20 protein-coding genes are annotated in these 19,834 nt (G+C 70.4%); 10 read left to right on the top strand and 10 right to left on the bottom strand.

Annotated features, from left to right (window positions below):
- The first annotated feature begins 41 nt into the window (after window positions 1-41).
- On the top strand, window positions 42-1,298 hold the full coding sequence (locus ACIBVN_RS17520) for an MFS transporter (protein ID WP_397137424.1): 1,257 nt from the start codon (window positions 42-44) through the stop codon (window positions 1,296-1,298).
- Here ACIBVN_RS17520 and ACIBVN_RS17525 read toward each other — a convergent pair.
- The 5 genes from ACIBVN_RS17525 to ACIBVN_RS17545 are packed head-to-tail and all read right to left on the bottom strand — an operon-like array spanning window position 1,287 to window position 4,664.
- Complete coding sequence (locus ACIBVN_RS17525; protein WP_397137426.1) at window positions 1,287-1,544, bottom strand: hypothetical protein; 258 nt, start codon at window positions 1,542-1,544, stop codon at window positions 1,287-1,289. The two genes, ACIBVN_RS17520 and ACIBVN_RS17525, sit on opposite strands and share 12 nt — an antisense overlap.
- The gene (locus tag ACIBVN_RS17530) at window positions 1,541-2,572 is read right to left on the bottom strand and encodes an ABC transporter ATP-binding protein (protein WP_397137428.1); all 1,032 of its coding nucleotides are present in this window, start codon (window positions 2,570-2,572) and stop codon (window positions 1,541-1,543) included. Before ACIBVN_RS17530 ends, ACIBVN_RS17525 begins: the two co-directional genes overlap by 4 nt.
- Window positions 2,569-3,429, bottom strand: coding sequence for an ABC transporter permease (locus ACIBVN_RS17535; RefSeq protein WP_397137430.1), 861 nt, complete (start codon window positions 3,427-3,429; stop codon window positions 2,569-2,571). Before ACIBVN_RS17535 ends, ACIBVN_RS17530 begins: the two co-directional genes overlap by 4 nt.
- 6 nt (window positions 3,430-3,435) lie before the next feature.
- Window positions 3,436-4,236 carry a molybdate ABC transporter substrate-binding protein gene (modA, locus tag ACIBVN_RS17540; protein WP_397137432.1) on the bottom strand — a complete coding sequence of 267 codons (801 nt, stop codon included), beginning with the start codon at window positions 4,234-4,236 and terminating at the stop codon, window positions 3,436-3,438.
- 14 nt (window positions 4,237-4,250) lie between these two features.
- Window positions 4,251-4,664 carry a molybdopterin-binding protein gene (locus ACIBVN_RS17545; protein ID WP_397137434.1) on the bottom strand — a complete coding sequence of 138 codons (414 nt, stop codon included), beginning with the start codon at window positions 4,662-4,664 and terminating at the stop codon, window positions 4,251-4,253.
- 189 nt (window positions 4,665-4,853) lie between these two features.
- On the opposite strand from ACIBVN_RS17545, the gene ACIBVN_RS17550 reads away from it, so the two are divergent.
- Window positions 4,854-5,510 carry a maleylpyruvate isomerase N-terminal domain-containing protein gene (locus ACIBVN_RS17550; protein WP_397137436.1) on the top strand — a complete coding sequence of 219 codons (657 nt, stop codon included), beginning with the start codon at window positions 4,854-4,856 and terminating at the stop codon, window positions 5,508-5,510.
- A gap of 81 nt (window positions 5,511-5,591) precedes the next feature.
- Here the strand turns inward: ACIBVN_RS17550 and ACIBVN_RS17555 are convergent, their stop codons facing one another.
- Window positions 5,592-6,611 (bottom strand): hypothetical protein, encoded by a 1,020-nt coding sequence (locus ACIBVN_RS17555; protein ID WP_397137438.1) that lies wholly within the window; start codon window positions 6,609-6,611, stop codon window positions 5,592-5,594.
- A gap of 102 nt (window positions 6,612-6,713) precedes the next feature.
- Complete coding sequence (locus ACIBVN_RS17560) at window positions 6,714-7,310, bottom strand: methyltransferase domain-containing protein (RefSeq protein ID WP_397137440.1); 597 nt, start codon at window positions 7,308-7,310, stop codon at window positions 6,714-6,716.
- A gap of 157 nt (window positions 7,311-7,467) precedes the next feature.
- On the opposite strand from ACIBVN_RS17560, the gene ACIBVN_RS17565 reads away from it, so the two are divergent.
- Window positions 7,468-8,664 carry an FAD-dependent monooxygenase gene (locus ACIBVN_RS17565; protein WP_397137442.1) on the top strand — a complete coding sequence of 399 codons (1,197 nt, stop codon included), beginning with the start codon at window positions 7,468-7,470 and terminating at the stop codon, window positions 8,662-8,664.
- Between the two features lie 155 nt (window positions 8,665-8,819).
- Here the strand turns inward: ACIBVN_RS17565 and ACIBVN_RS17570 are convergent, their stop codons facing one another.
- A complete protein-coding gene (locus ACIBVN_RS17570) occupies window positions 8,820-9,281 on the bottom strand; it encodes a nitroreductase/quinone reductase family protein (protein ID WP_397137444.1) in 462 nt (153 codons plus the stop codon).
- Between the two features lie 381 nt (window positions 9,282-9,662).
- Here ACIBVN_RS17570 and ACIBVN_RS17575 point away from each other — a divergent pair, with 381 nt between their 5' ends.
- From ACIBVN_RS17575 to ACIBVN_RS17605, 7 genes are all read left to right on the top strand, one after another.
- Complete coding sequence (locus ACIBVN_RS17575; protein WP_397137446.1) at window positions 9,663-10,175, top strand: MarR family winged helix-turn-helix transcriptional regulator; 513 nt, start codon at window positions 9,663-9,665, stop codon at window positions 10,173-10,175.
- A 291-nt stretch (window positions 10,176-10,466) separates the two neighbouring features.
- A complete protein-coding gene (locus tag ACIBVN_RS17580) occupies window positions 10,467-10,847 on the top strand; it encodes a hypothetical protein (RefSeq protein ID WP_397137448.1) in 381 nt (126 codons plus the stop codon).
- Window positions 10,844-11,281: a MarR family winged helix-turn-helix transcriptional regulator gene (locus ACIBVN_RS17585; protein ID WP_397137450.1), complete on the top strand. Its 438-nt coding sequence runs from the start codon at window positions 10,844-10,846 to the stop codon at window positions 11,279-11,281. The genes ACIBVN_RS17580 and ACIBVN_RS17585 overlap by 4 nt, the downstream gene beginning before the upstream one ends.
- Window positions 11,282-11,613: 332 nt before the next feature.
- Entirely contained in the window at window positions 11,614-13,059 is a 1,446-nt protein-coding gene (locus ACIBVN_RS17590; protein WP_397137451.1) for an MFS transporter, read from the top strand.
- Between the two features lie 47 nt (window positions 13,060-13,106).
- The gene (locus ACIBVN_RS17595) at window positions 13,107-13,496 is read left to right on the top strand and encodes a cupin (protein ID WP_397137452.1); all 390 of its coding nucleotides are present in this window, start codon (window positions 13,107-13,109) and stop codon (window positions 13,494-13,496) included.
- Between the two features lie 75 nt (window positions 13,497-13,571).
- Window positions 13,572-15,398 (top strand): ABC transporter ATP-binding protein, encoded by a 1,827-nt coding sequence (locus ACIBVN_RS17600; RefSeq protein WP_397137453.1) that lies wholly within the window; start codon window positions 13,572-13,574, stop codon window positions 15,396-15,398.
- The gene (locus ACIBVN_RS17605; RefSeq protein WP_397137454.1) at window positions 15,395-17,110 is read left to right on the top strand and encodes an ABC transporter ATP-binding protein; all 1,716 of its coding nucleotides are present in this window, start codon (window positions 15,395-15,397) and stop codon (window positions 17,108-17,110) included. Before ACIBVN_RS17600 ends, ACIBVN_RS17605 begins: the two co-directional genes overlap by 4 nt.
- A 105-nt stretch (window positions 17,111-17,215) precedes the next feature.
- Here the strand turns inward: ACIBVN_RS17605 and helR are convergent, their stop codons facing one another.
- Window positions 17,216-19,366, bottom strand: coding sequence for an RNA polymerase recycling motor ATPase HelR (helR, locus tag ACIBVN_RS17610; RefSeq protein ID WP_397137455.1), 2,151 nt, complete (start codon window positions 19,364-19,366; stop codon window positions 17,216-17,218).
- Window positions 19,363-19,638: a hypothetical protein gene (locus ACIBVN_RS17615; RefSeq protein ID WP_397137456.1), complete on the bottom strand. Its 276-nt coding sequence runs from the start codon at window positions 19,636-19,638 to the stop codon at window positions 19,363-19,365. Before ACIBVN_RS17615 ends, helR begins: the two co-directional genes overlap by 4 nt.
- Window positions 19,639-19,834 lie beyond the last annotated feature (196 nt).

Raw genomic sequence — 19,834 nt, forward strand, 5'->3', positions numbered from 1 at the left:
CAGTTGACACAGGAGCATCCTACTTGTGTAGCGTTACACATATGTCGCCTTCGATCGCTGGGATGTTCCGTGCGGCGCCGTTCCTCGGCTTCGCCGGATTCGGCGCCTTCTGGGGGGTATGGGGTGCCACCCTTCCCCTGCTGCGAACCCAAGCCGGCGTGAGCGATGCGGAGTTCGGCGTCGCGCTGCTCTTCGTGGGCGCCGGAGCCCTGCCCGCCATGCTGCTGACCGGGCTGCTCGTCGACGCGCTCGGGCTGCGTGTCGCCGGAGTGCTGCTCGCGCTGCTGGGCGTCATGGGCGTCGTGGTCTCAGTCGCGTCGGTCGGCTATGCCGCGCTGTGCGCCGGCATTCTCCTGGTGGGAGCGAGTTCGGGAGCGGCTGATGTGGCGCTCAACACGCTGGCGGCGACGGTCGAGAAGCGGACAGGACGCCCCGTCGTGGCCCGTTCGCACGCGGCGTTCTCCGCCACCGTCGCGGTCTCGAGCCTGGGTGCCGGCGCGCTCGCCGGAACGGCGGACAGCCTGCTGGTGAACTTCGCCGCGGGCGCCGCCGTCACCGTGGCTCTCGGGCTGGCCGTCGTCGCCGCGACGCGCCCGTCCTCCGCGCAGGACGCCGTAGCCCCCCGGGGCCAGGATGCGCCGGGCCGCGTCGCCGGCGTGTCATGGTGGCTCCCCCTGCTCGGAGTGGGACTGATCGGCGCGCTGGCGTTCGCGTCGGAGAATGCCTACCAGTCCTGGGGTGCGGTCCTGCTGGCCGACGAGTTCACCGCCGCGCCGGCGCTGGCTGCCGTCGCGCCGGCGGTGTTCGCCACGACGGTCGCCGTGGCCCGTTTCGCCGCCGCCACGATCACCTTGCGCCGTCCGATCACCGCGTTGGTCGTGGGAAGCGTGATCGCCACGACCGGAGGCGTCCTGACAGCGTTCGCGCCCATGCTGCCGCTCGCGCTGGTGGGCATCGTCGCTGCCGCCGTGGGCACTTCGGTGCTCTTTCCCACCTTGCTGTCGTACGGGCTCCGACCGGTCCCCGGCGAGTCGCGGGGACGAGCCACGTCCGCCATCTCCACGGTCGCCTATCTCGGCTTCCTCGCCGGCCCGGCGTACTTCGGCCTGCTCGCTGACGCCGCCGGGGTGCAGCAGGCGTTCGCCGGCATCGCCGCACTGACCGCCGTGCTCCTGGCCACGATCCCGGCACTGCCGGCTCTCAGGCGAGCGGGTGCCGCCGCCTCTTCGACTGGACGCCGCGCTTTCAGCCAGGTCACCGAGATCGGGGTGTGCGCCGACGACCGGTCAGGGGGCTAGGCCGCAGGAGCATGCAGGGCCGGCCCAGTGCAGGGCGATGTACGGCTCGGCCTGGCCGCAGTAGCGCACCCGTTCGCGGGTGATGCGGTAGCGGGCGCACGCCTCGGGCTCATCCGGTGAGCGGCGCGGTATGGGGAAGGCAAGAACGCCGATGTCCTGGTCGACATGGGTGAGCAGGCCGTGACAGGGCCCGCCGAGGCAGATGGCGTTGCAGTCGTGGCAGCCGTCCGGCGGGAGCCCGTTCATGCGGGGTAGGCGTGGGTCTCTGTGGCCTTGACCGAGGCCCAGATTCGCTGGCCGGGGGTCAGGTCGAGGTCGGCGAGGGCGGCGGGGGTGATGTCGGCGAAGGCGGTGATGGGGCCGTCGAGGTGGACGCGTACGTTGTCGCCGTGCCGTTCGATGCCCTCGATGCGGGCCTGCCAGAGGTTGCGGGGGCTGCCGTCGGGGCGGGTTCGGTACAGCGCCACGGCGGCGGGAGGGAAGGCGACGAACGCGGGACCGTCGAGGTGGGCGGAGGTGTGCAGCAGGACCTCGCCGACCTTGACCTGGGTCCCGTCCGCCACGCCGCGATACAGGTTGAGCCCGACCAGGCGGGCCACGTAGTCGGTGCGCGGGTGGCGGGCGACCTCTGCCGGGGCGCCCTGCTGGACGATGGCGCCGTGCTCGATGACGACCAGCCGGTCGGCCAGCACCATGGCGTCCAGCGGGTCGTGGGTGACCAGCACGGTGGCCCCGTCGAAGTCGGACAGGTGGCGGCGCAGCTGGGAGCGGATCTGCAGCCGGGTGTGGGCGTCGAGGGCGGCCAGCGGCTCGTCCAGCAGCAGCAGCTCGGGCTGCACGGCCAGTGCGCGGGCGAGCGCGACCCGCTGGGCCTGGCCGCCGGACAGCTGCCGCGGTTTGGCGGCGGCGCGGCCGGCCAGGCCGACCCGATCCAGCAGGCCGGCGGCGGTACGGCGGGCCTCGGCTTTGGGCACCCCCTGGCAGCGCGGCCCGAAGGCGACGTTGTCCAGCGCCGACAGATGCGGGAAGAGCAGGTAGTCCTGGAAGACCATGCCGATCGGGCGGCTTTCGGCGGGCAGCGTGTGCAGGGGCCTGCCGCCCAGGCTGATCTCCCCGCCGGACATGCGGGTGAGCCCGGCCAGCGCGCGCAGGGCGGTGGTCTTGCCGGCGCCGTTGGGGCCGAGCAGCGCGACCACCTCGCCGGGGGCGACCTGCAGGGCGATGTCGAGGGTGAAGGCGGTCCTGGTGACCACCAGCCGGGCGTCGAGGGTCATGGCGCGCTCACCCACCGGTCGCGCAGGCTGGCCAGAATGACCACCGAGACGGCCAGCAGCACCAGACTGAGCACGATCGCCGCCTCCGGCTCGGTTTCCAGGGCCAGGTAGACCGCCAGGGGCATGGTGCGGGTGGTGCCGGGGAAGTTGCCCGCGAACGTGATCGTCGCGCCGAACTCGCCCAGCGCCCGCGCCCAGCACAACACCGCCCCGGCCACCACGCCCGGCATGACCATGGGCAGCGTCACGCGCCGGAACACAGTCCAGCGCGAGGCGCCGAGCGTGGCGGCGGCCTCCTCGAAGCGCTGGTCGGCGCCGCGCAGCGCACCCTCCACGCTGATCACCAGGAAGGGCATCGCGACGAACGCCTCGGCCAGGATCACGCCCGCCGTGGTGAACGGCAGCGTGATCCCGAAGGTGGCCTCCAGCCACTGCCCGACCAGGCCGCGCCGGCCCAGCACGAGCAGCAGAGCGACACCGCCGACCACCGGCGGCAGCACCAGCGGCACGGTGACCAGCGCCCGTACCAGCCGCCGGCCCGGGAACTCCGCCCGGGCCAGCAGCCAGGCCAGCGGCACGCCGAGCAGCAGGCACAGGGCGGTGGCGACGGTGGCGGTCACGAGCGACAGCCGCAGCGCCTCCAGCACGTGCGGCTCGGCCAGCCGTTGCGGCAGCGTGGACCAGGGGGCCCGGATCAGCAGCCCGGCCAGCGGCAACACCAGGAAGGTCAGCCCTGCCAGGGCGGGCACGACCAGCATCCACGGCGGCCGCCCGGAGACCTCGCGGCCCGCCGCCCGCCCGGCGGGTCCGCCACGCGGGCCCGCCGAGCCGATCTGTTCCGACGCGGAAGAGCTCATGGGGGATCAGGGCGCCTCGAAGCCGGCCTTGGTCAGCACGTCCTTGCCCTGCTGCGACAGCACCAGGTCGACGAACTGCCGCGCCAGGTCACCGGCGGGAGCCTCGGCCACGGTGGCGATCGGGTAGTCGTTGATCGCCTGATCTGCCTCGGGGAAGGCGATGCCCCGCACCTTGCCCGCCGAGGCGATCACGTCGGTCTTGTAGACCAGCGCCGCGTCCACCTCGCCCAGTTCCACCTTGGTCAGGGTGGCCTTGACGTCCTGCTCCAGCGTCACCGGCCTGACCTCCAGCCCCGCCGCGTTCAGCGCCTTGACCGCCGCCGCCCCGCACGGCACCTGCTCGGCGCAGAGCGCCACCTTCACCTTGGGATCGGCCAGGTCCTTCAGCTCGTCCACCTTGGCCGGGTTGTCGGCTGGCACGGCGATCTGCAGCTTGTTACGTATGAAAGTGGTCGGCGAATTCGCCAGCGACGCGTCGGTGACCGTCTTCATCGTGGCCGGGCTCGCCGCCGCGAACACGTCCGCCGGAGCCCCCTGGACGATCTGCTGGGCCAACGTGGCGCTGGAGCCGAAGTTGAACTTCACCGTCGTACCCGGATGCGCGGCCTCGAAGCTCTTGCCCAGCTCGGTGAAGGTCCCGGTCAGCGATGCCGCCGCGAACACCGTCACCTCCTTCGCACCCCCGCCGGCGGACGCCGAAGCGGAGGACGTGGACGCCGCCGGCTCGCGGGAGCCGCAACCGGACAGGCCCGCCAGCGCGAGCGCGACGGGCACGGCGATCGCCCATCGGGAAAGACGCCTGAACACCAAGTGGGGGCTCCTCACAAATGACTGGCCACGCGCTCGTGACCGGGAATCTCCACGACGACGTTGGTGGACTTGATCACGGCGACCGCCACCACCCCCGCCTCCAGGCCCAGCTCGTCGGCGGCCTGGCGGCTCATCAACGACACCACCCGGAACGGCCCCGCGGCGATCTCCACCTGCGCCATCACCGCATCGCGGATCACCTCGGTGACGATCCCGCGAAAGCGGTTACGCGCCGAGGAGCGGCCACCGTCGCCGGCGCTCTCGATCTGCGAACGGGCGAAAGCCGCGAGGTCGGCGCCATTGACCCGCCGGTGGCCCTGCTCATCGCGCTCGGCCCCCAACCGGCCGGCGTCCACCCACCGGCGGATGGTGTCGGAGCTGACCCCGAGCAGCGCCGCGGCCTCGCTGATCCGGAACGTCGTCACAAGTCCTCACCCTACCTTCCGCACATTCCAACCTGAATACCTGTCTCCCATCGCAGCAGCGGCGCGATCTACGGCTCTGCCATGGCATCTGCACCGGCCCGGGGCAATCGCGCGCAATGTGAGCGCCTACCACCGCACACCGTCCAAATGCGCTTGTCCGCCCTTGCGGCACCGCACTACCTTGCCGATGTGGATCTCTTCTCGCGCTCTTGGACGGCGTTGCGCGCGGCGGTCGCCGAACTCCCGGACGAGGACTTCGCACAGCCGTCCGGCTGTACCGGCTGGCTCGTGCGGGACCTGGTGTGCCACCTGATCATCGACGCTCAGGACGTCCTGATCACCCTCGTGACCCCCGCAGAAACGGAACCGACCCGCGACGCGGTGACCTACTGGGAGGTCGCAGAAACGCCGCCGACCGGCGACGACCCGCTCGACGCGCTGACCGTCCGGCTGGCCGCCGCGTACGAGGAGCCCTGGCTGCTCAAGTTCCACCTCGACGACGTCGGCTCCGCCGCCGGTCGTGCCGCCGAACTCGCCGACCCGGGCCTCAGGGTCGCCACCCGCGACGTGGTCCTCACCGCGGGCGACTACCTGTCCGCGTACGTCCTGGAGTGGACGCTGCACCACCTCGACCTGGTCGCGCACCTCCCGGACGTGGCGGGACCGCCGGCCGAGGGGCTCGCCCGGTCCCGCGAGATGCTGGAGAAGATCGCCGGGGCGGCGTTCCCCGCGTCGTTCTCGGACAAGGACGCGCTGCTGGTCGGCACCGGACGGCGTGCCCCGACCGACGAGGAGAAGGCCGCACTTCGCGAGCTGGCCGCGAAGCTCCCGCTCGTCCTCGGATGATCGCCTGACTGAACGGGACCTTCGGCACGGGCAAGACGACGACGGCGCAGTCCGGCTTCCCCGACGGCCAGGGCGTCGAGGTCAGCGGAAGTCGGTGATGCGGAGCACCGCCATCATGTCCGTCGCCCGGGAACCGGTCGAGAAGGAGGCTTCCGCGCCGACCCAGCCACGGAAGGCTCCCTTGTCGTCGATGATCTGCATGAGCGGTTTGACGTGAGAGTTCCCGGTGTAGCAGAACTCACCGCGCTCCATCGCCAGGCAGGTGCACCAGTGCCACAGCGTGTCGCGCCGGTCGGACTTGGAGATGGTCGTGAGGTAGTACTGGATGGAGCTGATGTTGGCGCGCGTTCCGCCGCCGTATTTGGGGCAGCCGCCCTCCTTCTGGCACGCGCTGCTCGAGGACGGCTGCAGGTAGGTCAGGCACGAGGTGGTGGCGGCGCAGGCGCGGAAGGCGGAGTGGCCGAACGGCTGGTTGCTGGAGGTGACGAGCTTGCCGCTCGCCCAGCTCGTCAGGTCCTGCCTGAGCGAGCCGGGGAACGCCTTCACCGAGCTCATCGCGCGCCGGGTGCCGAGCGCGGCGTTGCTGCCATAGCCGTACCCGTGAGTGGCCAGCGTGCTGTGCTTGAGGTCCAGGCGGGCCAGCTTCCCGTCGGAGGAGGGCCGCACGTACCACTGCTCCGTCCACGTCTGGGCGATCTTCCACCGGATGGTCAGCACGTTCCCTGACACGGTGTACGTCCCGGTGCGGCTCTCGTCGGGAGCGCCGGTGAATCCTCCGGCGGTGAGCACCTCGCAGGTACGGGGTCGCGATTGGGCGCCGCCGGCTTTGGTGGTGCAGCTCGGGTCGGGGACGGTGCCGGTGCGCTGTCTGGCCTTGGGGTGACGCTGCCACCACAGGTAGAGGGCGGCGGTCACCGTGCCGTTCGCAGCGAAGCGGTAGCTGCCCAGACGTACCCAGTTCTGTCTGGAGGCGGCCTTGAGGTGACCCTGCGAGACGACATAGGTGGCCTTGCCGCCTGGCAGCGGCGTAGCGGCGGCCGGTTGGGAAGGGACGGCGATGATGGCGAGAACGAAGGAGAGGACTGCCGCTGCAGCGCGCATAGAGGCTCCGAAACTTACGGGCTTTGCCGATGGTCCACGGGCCACGGTATTGGATCTAGGCCGGGCCCGTCACCGAAAGCGGCGCCTTGCGCGGGTCGATCGTCAGTCCCGCGGCTTGCGCCAGATGATGCTGTAGCGCAACAGGAGGTGACGGCGATACTCGGAGCCGGGCAGGATCTCGGCGGCCAACGCTCGCATCTGCGGGTACGTCACCGGCGGCGGCCACACCGTGGGGGACGGATGCTGCCAGTGGCCCTTCTTGGCGCGATGGAGCGTGCCGACGACGACGCCGGCCACCTCGCGCGGCAGGTCGTTGGGCATGGCGCTACGGGCCAAGCCGACGACGGCCAGGACGCCGCCGGGGCGCAGCAGGTCGCGCATGCGGGCCAGCCCGGCGGTGGCGTCCATGTGGTGCAGCGTGGCCACCGACGCGATGACGTCGAACGAGGCGGGCTCGAAGGGGTGGGTGAGGAAGTCGCCGATGACGTAGTCGACGTCGTCCGGATATCCGCGAGCCTGCTCGATGCTGGGCGTGTCGAGGTCGATGCCGGTGACGTGCGGGACGGCCTGCCGGAGTGCGCGGGCGAGCATGCCCTCGCCGCAGCCGACGTCGAGGGCACGCTGGGCGCCATGGGGGACCGCGCCCAGGATCTGGGGGTGGTAATGGATGTTGTGGTTCCACCGCTTGCCGTCCTTCATGTGATCATCCTGCCGCGTCAATCGAAGCCAGGCATGCGATATCGGCGCTGCCGGAAGGCGCGATGTGAGGGTGACTTTTCTCGGCGGGTGGTGCCAAAGTGGCGCGGTCGTTTCACAATTGGGGGTCTGCCTGAGGGGGCAGGTCTGGGGGAGAGCTGTGAGCTTACGGGTGGCGATTGTCGGCGGGGGGCTCGGCGGGCTGGCGGCGGCACTTCACCTGCGCCGGATCGGCGTGGACGCCGTCGTGTACGAGCAGGCGCCGGCGCTGCGCGAAGTCGGGGCGGGCGTGATGATCGCGCCGAACATGGTCCGGTTGATCACGCGGCTCGGCCTGGGGGACGCCCTCGCCCGGTGCGCGGTCTGGCTGGAGGAGGCGTGGGAGTACCGGCGCTGGGAGGACGGGGAGATCCTCTACGTGCAGCCGATGGGAGAGGCCTGCGAGCGGATGTACGGCGCCAACGTGCACACCGCGCACCGCGCGGACCTGCTCGCGATGTTCCAGAGCGCGCTGCCCGCCGAGGCCGTACACCTCGATCACCGTTTCGTGGCGCTCGAGCAGGACGACGCGGAGGTCCAGCTGACCTTCGCGCATCGGGCGGGCGGCGAGACGAAGGTGCGCGCCGACGCCGTGATCGGAGCCGACGGCATCCACTCGGCCGTCAGACCGCTGATCGTGTCCGAGGTGGAGCCGCACTTCTGCCACCTGAGCGCCTTCCGCGCGCTGATACCCGTCGAGCAGGCACCCGACTACGCACGGCGGCGGGTCCAGACGATCTGGGTCGGCCCCGGGCGGCACGTCGTGCACTATCCCGTGTCGGGCGGACGGCTGGTGAACGTCGTCGCCATCGTGCCCGCCGGTGAGTGGCTGCTCGAGTCGTGGACGGCGGACGGCGATCTGTCCGAGTTCGCCGGCGAGTTCGAGACCTGGGACGAGAAAGTGCGGCAGTTGGTCGCCGCCGCTCCCAGCACGAAGCGATGGGCGCTCTACGACCGCAGCCCGCTCGAGCGGTGGACGAGCGGCCGCGTCACCCTGCTCGGCGACGCCGCGCACGCGATGCTGCCGTTCTTCGCCCAGGGCGCCGGGCAGGCGATCGAGGACGCCGCCGTCCTGGCCCGCTGCCTGCGCGAGGCCGACCGCGATTCGGTGCCGAAGGCACTGCTGTCGTACGAGGCGACCCGCCGGCCGCGTGCCAGCCGGGTGCAGCTGATGAGCAGGGGCCGGGCCGACTACAACCACCTGCCGGACGGGCCCGAGCAACGCGAGCGCGACGCCGGGCTGCGCGACGGGGACTTCCTCCGGCACAGCGCCTGGCTCTACTCCCACGACGTGGACACTGAGCCCCTGCTGCACTGAGGGCAGGTCCCCTGCCTGGTCGAGGGTCTTCCGCGCCAGGACTTGCCAGGTGAGTGACATGTCGTGCCGGTGGCTGCCGGGCCTGCGGACGACCGAGACCGGCGGGCGTACCCACGGGGTGACGCTGACCTGGAGGGCATTGCGGAAACGTCCGGTCAGGCGGGCTGGGGCGTCAGGCGGATGACGGGCAGTTCCCGGTCGGTCTTGTCCTGGTAGGAGGTGAAACGGGGGGCGGCGCTGGTGATCTGCTGCCAGGCCTGTTCGCGTTCGGACCCGGTGAGCTGTTCGGGGATGACGGGGATGGTGCGGCCGTCGACCTCGACGGCGACCTTGTCGGGGTGGGCGGCGAGGTTGTAGTACCAGCCGGGGTTGCCGGTGGCGCCCATGGCGGAGGCGACGATGAGGTAACTGCCGTCGGGGCCGGGGAACCAGCCGACGGGGTTGATGCGTTCGGCGCCGCTCTTGGCGCCCACGGTCTTGAGGATGAGGGCGTTGAACCCCATCATCTGGCCGCCTCCCTTGCGGATGCGGCGCGCCGCGATCTTGTTGAACAGCCGGAACAGCGGTCCTGAAGGCTGCCGGGTCCTGCGGGTGCCCTTGCGGGTGCGGAAGCTCATCTGTTTCTCCACTCTCTGACACCTGCTCGAACAATGGGGCGTACGCGCGACTGCGGGTCATCGGAGCCATCGCGATGCGGCTGGCCAGGCGCTTGCCGCCCAGTTCGAAGGAGTCGAATGCCGTTGGCATGATCACATTCCTTGTTCTCGGAGAAGACCGCCGTTCAGGCGATCACAGGTCACGACGGCGCCCAAGCGGCCATCATTGCCTGTCCGAACAAGTAAATCTTGGAGCCCATTCCCGTACCTGCGTGACATGCGCCACCGTCTCGCGGATCTCCATAAAGGTCGCGGAGTTTCGTCGCACGCGCACGGCGCTCGAGGTGTGGCGGTAAACTTATGCCTGTTCGAGCATCTATCACACGACTGTGAGGTGACCGCGTGAGCAGGCCGAAGGACGCCGGCGAAGACATGTGCTCCGGCGATGGTGCGGACGTGGCGTGCGCGCCGCTGCCCGCCTCGGTCCAGGCGGGGCGGATGAACCACGCGATCCTCCGCGTGGCACGTCTGCACCGCATGCTCGCCGCCCAGCTCCTGCGCCGCGTCGGCCTCCACCCCACTCAGGAACTGGTCATGATGCAGCTGTGGGACCGCGGTCCCCAGCGTCAGGCCGACCTGGTACGCATGCTCGGCTCCGACGCCGCCACCATGACCCGCACCATCCAGCGCCTCGAGCACGCCGGGTTCGTCCGCCGCAAGCCCAGCCCCACCGACAAGCGCGCCACCATCATCGAACCCACCCCCGCCAGCCAGGCCGTCCGTCAGCAGATCGAAGACATCTGGGCCGAGCTCGAAACCGCCACCGCCGCCGGTCTCACCCCCGACCAGCAGGCCGAAGCCCTCAAAGTCCTCCAGCTGATCGAAGAGAGCCTCGCCCGCGCCGCCACCTGCTGAGAACGCCAACTCCCGCACCTGTCCGGGACGCCAGGCCCCAGTGGCTCTGGCGCTGAGCCTGGGCCACCTTGGCGCACCGCCCCGCTCTTCGCCGCACGCCGCCCGCCGCGCTGGGTTGAGATGACAGCCCCCGACGTCCGCCACGTCAGGCGTCGAGTCCACGTCGGCGCCCTCCGTTCAGGTCGAGAGCCGTCCCAGGCCGCTGTGCGGTGGTGAGGATGGTGCGGTGCTCGGAAGCTGCCTCTGACCCCCGGCTTCCAGATATGTATGCGTTCCGCATAGACTTCCGGGATGGAGCCGGCACTGGAAGCAGCCATCAACGAGTGGCACGCGAGCGTGAACGAGGGCGACCTGGAGCGTTCAGCGAGGGCGGTCGGCGATCCGATCGTCGTCCTGGGCCCGAAGGGCGCCGGACCGATCACGCCTGAGCAGTTCGCGGAGTGGGTGGAACGCTCTGGGATCACGTTGCGCCCGCGATCGTGGCATCCGATCAGCGAGCGCCTCATGGTCGTGGCGGAGGACGCCACCTGGCCCGAGAGCAAGGCTTCAACTCGAGTGGCGACGGTGTTCCGGGTAGCCGACGGGAAGGTGACGGCTGCTCTCCGGCTGCCGGATCTGAAGCAAGCACTGGAGCTGGCCTACATCTGCCGCGAGATGGCGGCCACCGAATGAGCACCGCGCGGCCTGGACAGGTCTTGTTCGCGTTTGTCCGGTACTGGTCACGGAGGCTACCGGCCGGCCACAAGGTGGCCGAACAAGGCCGGCTCGTGCTCGTCACCGAGGCCGTCCATACGCTGACCCGACGAGGAATCGCAGCAACGGTCAACGCCGTGGCCCACGAAATCGGCATCGACCAGAGCGGTGCATCGCGACTGGTCAAGAGCGCAACAGAGGCCGGATACCTGACCATGCAGGCATCGGATGCAGACGGTCGCCGGCGCCAGGCGACACTCACTTCATTCGGCCATACCATGCTGGATCAAGCCCACGACTGGCAGGAGCAGGTCTTCGACCGGCTGACAGAGGGCTGGAGCGAGCAACAACGCCGCAACTTCCGGCAGGCGATGACGGAGCTGATCGACCGGTCCTACGCGTTGGACGCATGACCCGGGATCCATCGCTCGGGTAACCATGCCAGGGCCAACGTGGACGCCGCGTTGCGACTGGCCGACGGCGCCGGCCTGGTCGCCGCCCTGCCGTCCGGCATGTCCACCGAGCTCGGCGACACGTTCGAAGGCGGCGTGAAGTGCGCGCTTCGCCGATCTGGCGCAAGCCCGGCCGGCCTCGCACGATGGCGTGCCGGCGGTAGGGGAACTCGCCGCCGCACTCGACTACTCCCCGCGTCGTAGTCCGGCCAGGCGTTGGTCCCGACGTGGTAGCGGCAGATGACTTCGCCTGTAGGACGCCCCTGAACAGCAGTTGGACGACGATTGCGGTCATGAGAACCCCCGGCCGTACATCCACGCGGCGGCGCACCCTCGCCGCGGTGGCCGTCGTGCAGTTCATGGTGTCGCTGGACCTGTCGGTCGTGAACGTCGGACTCCCGCAGATCGCTGCCGACCTCGGCTTCAGTGCGGTGGGCCTGACCTGGGTGATCCACGCTTACGCGCTCACCTTCGGCGGGCTGCTCCTGCTGGGCGGCAAGGCGGCCGACCGGTACGGTCGAAAGCGGGTCCTGCTGCTCGGGCTCGGCCTGTTCGGGCTGGCCTCGTTCTTCGGCGGCTTCGCTCAGGAGCCAGGCCAGCTGGTAGCCGCTCGCGCCATACAGGGCATCGGGGCCGCCGCATTGGCCCCGGCCGCGCTGGCGCTGCTGACCGCGACGTTCCCCACGGGGAGGGCCCGCGTCCGGGCCTTCGGGGTGTGGAGCGCGGTGAACGCTGCCGGTGGCGCACTCGGTGTCCTGATCGGCGGCCTGCTCACCGAGTACGCGGGCTGGCGCTGGGTGATGTTCGTGAGCGTGCCGATGGCGGCCTGCGCGCTGGCCCTGGCCTGGCGGGGCGTCGCCGCCGGTCCGCCCTCGGTTCGCGGCGGCCGTACGGATGTCCTCGGCGCGGTCCTGGGCACGGCGGGCATGACCCTGCTGGTGTTCGGCATCGTCCGCACCGACCAATATGCGTGGACCTCGCCGACCACCCTGACGACCCTGGCGGTCGCCGCCGCGCTGCTGGCCGCGTTCGTCCACGTCGAGCGGACCACCGCCCGCGAACCGCTGATCCGGCTCGGCCTGTTCGCCAACCGCTCGCTCACCGGCGCGAACGCCTACAACCTCCTGGTCGGTGCGGCCATGGCCGCGTCCTTCTACTTCATGTCCCTCTACCTGCAACGAGTACTCGGGACCGGGCCGGCCCTGGCCGGGGTCGAGTTCCTGCCGTTCGCCTTCGGCGTGGTCGCCGGATCCGTGCTCGCCGTCAAACTCGGCTACCGTCTCGCACCGCGCACCCTTCTGGTCGTCGGCGGACTGCTGGCCGCGACCGGGTTCGCCTGGTTCGGCCTGATCAGCCCCGACGGCGCTTTCATCACCGACGTCCTGGGGCCCTCGGTCGTCGCCGGCGTCGGCTTCGGGCTCTGCCTCGGACCGGTCGTCTCCACCGCCACCGCCGGAGTCGCGCCCCACGAGGCCGGCACCGCCTCGGGCCTGCTCAGCAGCTCACGCCAGATCGGCGCCTCGCTCGGTCTTGCCGTACTCGGCACCGCGGCCCAGCACCGCACCGGCCCGACCGCCACACCCGAGGCCCTCACCGACGGGTACGCACTCGGCCTGACCCTGGGCGCCGCGCTGCTGGTCGCCGCCGCCCTCATCGCCCTCACCGTCCTGCGCCGGACCAGCCTGCCGGTACGGGCTGAGCAGATCGATGACCGCGATGCGCTCGCCGCCCGGAACTGACCGGCGATCCACCAGTCGAAAGATCACCGTAGGAAGGATGCCTCGGCATGAGTGTCACCCCGATCGATCTCTTCGCGTCCTCTTTCCAGCTTCACCAAGGCGGCAAGGTTCACGCCGAGAAGAGAGCGACGGACTACGACCAGGACGGCTGGCAGCTGACGGCCTTCCATGCGAAGACCGACGCCGACGTCCACGGCGACCACTGGGAAGTCCACCCCGAGGCCGAGGAGGTCGTGTCCTGCCTCATCGGGAAGATACGCCTCTACCTCCGTCCGGAGCTGCCGGGACAACAGGAGGAAGAGATCAGGCTGACGGCCGGAATCGCCGCCATCGTCCCGCGCGGGCGATGGCACCGCATCCAGCTGGACATCCCCAGCAACATCATGGCCGTCACCCTGCCGCGTGGCAGCCGGCTGGAGAAGCGGACCGAAGTTTAGGCCGGACCCCTCGAACACCACCATCGGCCCGGCCACGCGCCTGGTCGCAACAAGATCGACGAATTCGGGAGAGCGATGAACGCCACCGACCTCGCCAAGGCGGGGGAGCAGTCCACACCACCACCGCAGGCCGATTCCGCGGCGGGACAGAGCCTGGCTGGGCTGCTGCGCCCGTACGGATGGAGTTTCGGCGCCGTTGTCATCCTGCAGGTCATCGGCGCCGTCGCGGGTCTGGCGCCGCTGCTGGCGGTCGTCGAGCTGGGCCGTGCCCTGCTGTCTCCCGGCCCGATCGATCACGGTCAGGTCTGGACCATCGTGATCGCGGGTGCGGCCGGCTTGTTCGTACGACTGCTGTTCACGGCCGCGTCGTCCGGACTCGGGCACATTCTCGACGGCCAGGTGCAACTGTCGTTCCGCCGGCAACTGGCCGCGCGGCTGGGGCGCGTACCGATCGGGTGGTTCTCCCGGCGCCGGACCGGCGAGCTGGCGAAGGTGGTGGGGGAGGACGTCAGCGCCGTGCACCCGTTCATCGCCCACACCCCCGGCGAGCTGGTCGCCGCGTTCGTCGTCCCGCTGGTGTCGCTGATCTACTTGTTCACCGTCGACTGGCGGCTCACGCTGATCACGCTGATCCCGGTGGTGCTGGCAGTGGCGCTGGTCCCCCTGATGATGACCCCGGCCAGGCTGCGTGAGCAGGAGGACTTCGACGCGGCCATGGGACGGATCGCGAGCTCCGTCGTCGAGTTCGTACAGGGCATCTCGGTGGTCAAGGCGTTCGGCGGAGCCGAGCGCGTCCACCACAAGTTCCGGACGGCCACGGACGATTTCGTCGGCAGCTTCCTCCGGATGGTGCGCGGTCTGTCCGGGATCGCCGCGGGGATGCAGGTGGCGCTGTCGCCGCCGTTCGTGCTGCTGGCCGTGCTGATCGGCGGCGCGGTTCTGATCACGACCGGTGGCATGGCCCCGGCCGACCTGCTGCCCTTCCTGCTGCTCGGACTGGGAGTGACCGCTCCGGTGGCGGCCCTCGGGCACGGCTTCGACGACATGCAGGCCGCCCGGCGCGCGGTCGGCCGGATCCGGGACGTGCTCGCCGTCCAGTCGCTACCGGAGCCTGCGCGCCCGGTCGCGCCACAGGGCCACCGGGTGGAACTGCGTGACGTTCGATTCGGTTATGAAGCCGATCATGAGGTGCTGCGCGGGATCGACCTGGTGCTCGAGCCGGGGACGGTCACCGCGGTCGTCGGGCCGTCGGGCAGCGGCAAGTCCACACTGGTCCAGCTGCTGCCACGCTTCTTCGACCCGACCCACGGCTCGGTACGGCTGGGCGGCGTCGATCTGCGCGAGCTCGGCAGCCGGGAGCTCTACCGGATGGTCTCCTTCGTCTTCCAGGACGTCCGCCTGCTGCGCGCGTCGGTCGCGGACAACATCGCGCTGGCGGTGCCGCAGGCCGACCTCGACGACGTGATCCGCGCCGCCCGGCTGGCCAATATTCATGATCGGATTCTTGAGCTGCCGCGCGGATACGACACGGTGATCAACGAAGAGGCCGGACTGTCGGGCGGCGAGGCACAGCGGATCTCGATCGCCCGCGCCCTGCTCGCCGACGCGCCCGTTCTGGTGCTCGACGAGGCGACCGCCTTCGCCGATCCCCAGACCGAACAGGCGGTGCGCCGAGCCCTGGCGACGCTGGAGGGCGATCGGACGGTCCTGGTCATCGCCCACCGCCTGGAGACGATCGCCGACGCCGACACCGTCGTGATGCTGGAGAACGGGTCGATCGTCGAGCGCGGCAAGCCCGCCGAGCTGCTGGCGCAGAACGGAAAATTCGCCGCGTTCTGGCAATCCCAGCGATCGGCGATCGCCCCCCACGTCGGCGTACTGCAAGGAGACGAGCCCCGATGATTCGAATGCTGCTGCGCGTGCTGGGCAACGAGTACGCCCAGCCGGTGCGCCGCACCGTGGCCCTGATGACGACGACCGCGATAGTCGAGGGTCTGTCATACGCACTGCTGGTTCCGGTGCTGCGGGAACTGTTCGGGAGCGCCCCCGGAGACGCGCGGCCCTGGCTGCTCGCGTTCGGGGCCGCGGTCGCGGTCTACGCGGTGCTGCGCTATGTCAGCGACCTGTCCGGGTTCCGCGCCGGGACCACGCTGTTGCACGGCATGTATCGCCGCCTCGGCGATCATCTGGCTCGGTTGCCGATCGGCTGGTACAGCGGGAGCCGCGTCGGGGAGGTGTCCGTCCTGGCCAGCCGCGGCGTCCTGCAGGCGATGGGCGTGATCGCGCATCTGCTGGCACCGTTCATCTCCGCCTGCGTGACCCCCCTGACGATCGTTGTCGTGATGCTTGCCTTCAACTGGCGCATGGGGCTGGCCGCGTTGGTCGCCGTACCGGTCGTGGCGGCGATCCAGATCTGGACGGGACGCTCGATGGCCGCCGCCGATGCGGAGCGCGTCGAACGCGACCATGAGGCCACCGGGCGAGTCATCGAATATCTCCAGGCCCAGCCGGTGCTGCGCGCCGGCGGCCGGACCGTCGAACGCTTCCGGTTGCTCGACGACTCGTTGCAGGAGCTCCAGAGCGCCTCCCGCCGCTTGACGCTGTCGGCGCTGCCTGGGGTGGTGGGCTTGACGCTCACCGTGCAGGCGGTGTTCACCGTGCTGTTGGCCCTGGGCACCTACCTCGCGCTCGGCGGGAATGTCGGTGCTGCGGAGATTCTGACGATCCTGGTGCTGGCCGCCCGCTGCGCGGATCCGCTGCTGTCGCTGTCGGACATCGGCGGCCAGCTACGCGTCGCGCGTTCCGAGCTGGCGAGACTCGACACGGTGTTGCGCACCGAGCCGCTGCCGGAACCTCGCGAACCGGTCCAGCCCGAACGCCATGACCTGGAGTTCGACTCCGTCGCCTTCCGGCATGGCGACCGTACGGTGATCGACGACGTGTGGTTGTCCGTGCCGGAGGGACAGCGGCTTGCCGTCGTCGGCCCGTCGGGTGCGGGCAAGAGCACATTGCTGCAGTTGCTCGCGCGGTTCTACGACGTGGACGCGGGCGCGGTGCGTATGGGGGGTGTGGACGTGCGCGCGATCGACACTGAAGTGCTGATGGCGCAGATCGCCATCGTCTTCCAGGACGTCTATCTCTTCGACGGCACGATCGAGGAGAACGTGCGTCTCGGCCGTCCCGACGCCGGCGACGCCGAGGTGCGGGCGGCGGCGACCGCGGCGCGGCTGGACGAAGTGGTCGAGCGGCTGCCCGGCGGATGGGCGACGAATGTCGGCGAGGGCGGCGCACTGCTGTCGGGTGGCGAGCGCCAGCGTGTCTCGATCGCGCGAGCGCTGCTGAAGAACGCGCCCGTCGTGCTGCTGGACGAGGTGACCTCCGCACTGGACCCGGTGAACGAGGCGGCCGTCCATGACGGTATCGAGCGCCTGATGGCGGGCCGGACGGTGGTGATGGTGGCGCACCGGCTGCGGACCGTGCAACGCGCCGACCGCATCGTCTTCCTGGACGAGGGCCGGATCGTGGAGGAGGGCAGCCACGACGAGCTGCTCCGCCGCGGCGGGCGGTACGCCGACTTCTGGAATACGTCCCTGACGCCGGCAGCGAGTGCCTGAGTGAGGGATGGGTAATGGCGGCGACGGCGACCGCGCCATGTGCGGTCGCCGTCGCCGGGCATCCGGCGACCGCCGTATCGGCCCCAGGCGTTCGTCCGGCCGTCGTCAGGAGCTCGTGAGGATGACGAGTTTCCGGGTCGCGCGGGTCATGGCGACATAGCGGTCGACCGCTCCTTCGACGCCCTCGCCGAACTCCTCCGGGTCGATGAGGACGACCAGGTCGAACTCGAGCCCCTTCGACAGCTCCGGCGTCAGCGACCGGACGCGGGACGTCTCCTGGAACGTGGGATCGCCGATGACGCAGGCGATCCCCTCGGCATGCGCGGCGAGCCAGGTGTCGAGGATCGAGCTCAGATCCGAAGCAGATCCGTGCACGACGGGGACGCCGCTGCTGCGGATGGAGGCCGGCACGTTGGCGTCCGGGAGCACGGCCCGGATGACCGGCTCGGCTTCCGCCATGACCTCTTCCGGCGTCCGGTAGTTGATGCTCAGGGAGGCCAGGTTGATCTGGTCGAGCCCGATCCGCTCGAGCCGTTCCTGCCACGACTCGGTGAACCCGTGCCTGGCCTGGGCGCGGTCCCCGACGATGGTGAAGCTCCTGGACGGGCAGCGCAGCAGCAACATCTGCCACTCCGCATCGGTGAGCTCCTGCGCCTCGTCCACGACGATGTGCGCGAACGGGCCGGCGAGCCGGTCCGGGTCGGTGCCGGGTAGTGCGGTCTCGTCGATCAGGCTGTTCTGCAGGTCCTGTCCGCGCAGCATCGTCACCAGACCTTCACCGTCGTCATCGGCCTCGATCAGGTTGTCGACGACCTGCGCCATGCGCTCGCGTTGGGCCGCGACGGCGGCGTCATGCCGGCGCTTGCGTCGTGACACCTCCGGGTCGCCGAGCCGCTGCCGGGCCGCGTCCAGGAGCGGCAGGTCGGACACCGTCCAGGCCTGGGCGTCCGCGCGCTGCAGCCGCCGGACCTCGTCGGGGCTCAGCCAGGGAGCGCACATCCGCAGGTAGGCGGGTACCGACCACAGGTCCCCGACGAGGTCGGTCGCTTCGAGCAGCGGCCACGCGCGGTTGAACGTCGTGAGCAGCTCCCTGTTCTGCAGCAGCGACTTGCGGACCAGGTCAGCCGAGACGTCGTCGTCGTCATGCTTGTCCACCAGGATCGTGAGCAGCTCCTCCCAGATCTGGTCGCGCGCCTCGTTGTGCGGAGCGCCGGGTTCTGCCGCTTCGAACGCCTCGGCCCAATCGTCGGCGCTCAGCCAGATGTCGGACCAGTGGGTCGTGACCGTCATCCCCTTGGTGGGCGGGTTCTCGTAGAACCTGACGGCCGGCTCGATCGCCGTCACCATGTTCGCGGACGACTTCAGGCGGGCCACGTCCGGGTCGGTCTCGATCGCCGCCGCGGCTCCCTCGGCGACGAGGTCCCGCAGGGTGCAGGTCCGCACGCCCTCCTCACCGAGGCTGGGCAGGACGTCGGCGACGTAGGCCAGGTAGGGCTGGTGCGGACCGACGAACAGCACACCGCCCCGGCGGTGACCGAGGCGAGGGTCGGAGTAGAGGAGGTAGGCGGAGCGGTGCAGGGCGACGACGGTCTTCCCCGTGCCCGGACCGCCGTCGACGACGAGAGCGCCGCGGGAGCCCGCGCGGATGATGGCGTCCTGGTCGGCCTGGATGGTGCCGAGCACGTCCCGCATCCGGCCCGACCGGTTGCCGCCCAGGCTGGCGATGAAGGCGGACTGGTCGTCGAGCGCGGCGTGCCCTTCGAACCCGTCCGAGGTGAACACCTCGTCCCAGTAGTCGCTGATCCGGCCGCGGGTCCAGCGATACCTGCGGCGGCTCGCCAGGCCCATCGGGTTGGCGTGGGTGGCTCCGAAGAACGGCTCAGCCGCGGGGGAGCGCCAGTCGAGCAGCAGCCGGCGACCCGCGCTGTCCGTGAGGCCGAGCCGTCCGATGTACACGGGCTCGGGGTTGTCCGCGCTGACCATGTGGCCCAGGCACAGGTCCAGCCCGAAGCGGCGCAGCGCGCGCAGGCGAGCGGTCAGCCGGTGGATCTCCATGTCCCGGTCCATCGCCTGCCGGCCTTTGCCGCCGGGCGACTTGCGCTCGGCATCGAGGCGGTCGGACAGCTCGGCGATCGACTGCTCGAGGCTCTCCGCGATGGCCGCGAAGTGCTGCTCATCGCCGGCGATCAGCGCCGGGTCGGCCTTGGTGGAGAGGTTGTCGGGAAGGTCGAAAGCGCTGGTGGTCAGGGGGTTCAAGTCATTGGCTCCGATGTGAGATTGCTTGCGCCATTGTGCGCAGCAAGGCGTCTGTACGGCGATCCCGCGTGGTCACGCGCCGCCGTTTCCCGGCTGATCGCGTCGATCAGCAGCCTCGCGGCCACCGCCGCCCCGTCGGTGCGGATCGTGCCGGCCACGGCTGCTGCTCGTGCCCGGGTCTCGGCGGCCAGCGCCGTCCTGAGCGCGGCTGACAGGGACTCGGCGGTCGGGGCCGGACCGTCATGCGCCGCGCCGACGCCCAGCTCGGCCACCCGGCCCGCCCAGCGAACTCCTCGTCCGGCGGCGCGCACACCCGCACCTCCGCGCCGAGTTCCCGCAACCGCACCGCGAGTCCCGCCAACGGTTCGACGTCCCCGCGCGACCCATACGTCGACAACAACACACGCACTGCGCGTCCCCCATATCCGCAGATTCTGGCCTCGGCCGACGATTCTGCGGCACGACCCG

This window comes from Nonomuraea sp. NPDC049400, assembly GCF_044466425.1.
In the GTDB taxonomy this organism is placed as follows: domain Bacteria; phylum Actinomycetota; class Actinomycetes; order Streptosporangiales; family Streptosporangiaceae; genus Nonomuraea.

Bases quoted from the DNA above. Each gene is read 5' to 3' on its own strand.
- ACIBVN_RS17520 (WP_397137424.1), top strand. From the start codon at position 42: ATGTCGCCTTCGATCGCTGGGATGTTCCGTGCGGCGCCGTTCCTCGGC.
- ACIBVN_RS17525 (WP_397137426.1), bottom strand. From the start codon at position 1,544: ATGAACGGGCTCCCGCCGGACGGCTGCCACGACTGCAACGCCATCTGC.
- ACIBVN_RS17530 (WP_397137428.1), bottom strand. From the start codon at position 2,572: ATGACCCTCGACGCCCGGCTGGTGGTCACCAGGACCGCCTTCACCCTC.
- ACIBVN_RS17535 (WP_397137430.1), bottom strand. From the start codon at position 3,429: ATGAGCTCTTCCGCGTCGGAACAGATCGGCTCGGCGGGCCCGCGTGGC.
- ACIBVN_RS17555 (WP_397137438.1), bottom strand. From the start codon at position 6,611: ATGCGCGCTGCAGCGGCAGTCCTCTCCTTCGTTCTCGCCATCATCGCC.
- ACIBVN_RS17560 (WP_397137440.1), bottom strand. From the start codon at position 7,310: ATGAAGGACGGCAAGCGGTGGAACCACAACATCCATTACCACCCCCAG.
- ACIBVN_RS17570 (WP_397137444.1), bottom strand. From the start codon at position 9,281: ATGAGCTTCCGCACCCGCAAGGGCACCCGCAGGACCCGGCAGCCTTCA.
- ACIBVN_RS17580 (WP_397137448.1), top strand. From the start codon at position 10,467: ATGGAGCCGGCACTGGAAGCAGCCATCAACGAGTGGCACGCGAGCGTG.
- ACIBVN_RS17585 (WP_397137450.1), top strand. From the start codon at position 10,844: ATGAGCACCGCGCGGCCTGGACAGGTCTTGTTCGCGTTTGTCCGGTAC.
- ACIBVN_RS17590 (WP_397137451.1), top strand. From the start codon at position 11,614: ATGAGAACCCCCGGCCGTACATCCACGCGGCGGCGCACCCTCGCCGCG.
- ACIBVN_RS17595 (WP_397137452.1), top strand. From the start codon at position 13,107: ATGAGTGTCACCCCGATCGATCTCTTCGCGTCCTCTTTCCAGCTTCAC.
- ACIBVN_RS17600 (WP_397137453.1), top strand. From the start codon at position 13,572: ATGAACGCCACCGACCTCGCCAAGGCGGGGGAGCAGTCCACACCACCA.
- ACIBVN_RS17605 (WP_397137454.1), top strand. From the start codon at position 15,395: ATGATTCGAATGCTGCTGCGCGTGCTGGGCAACGAGTACGCCCAGCCG.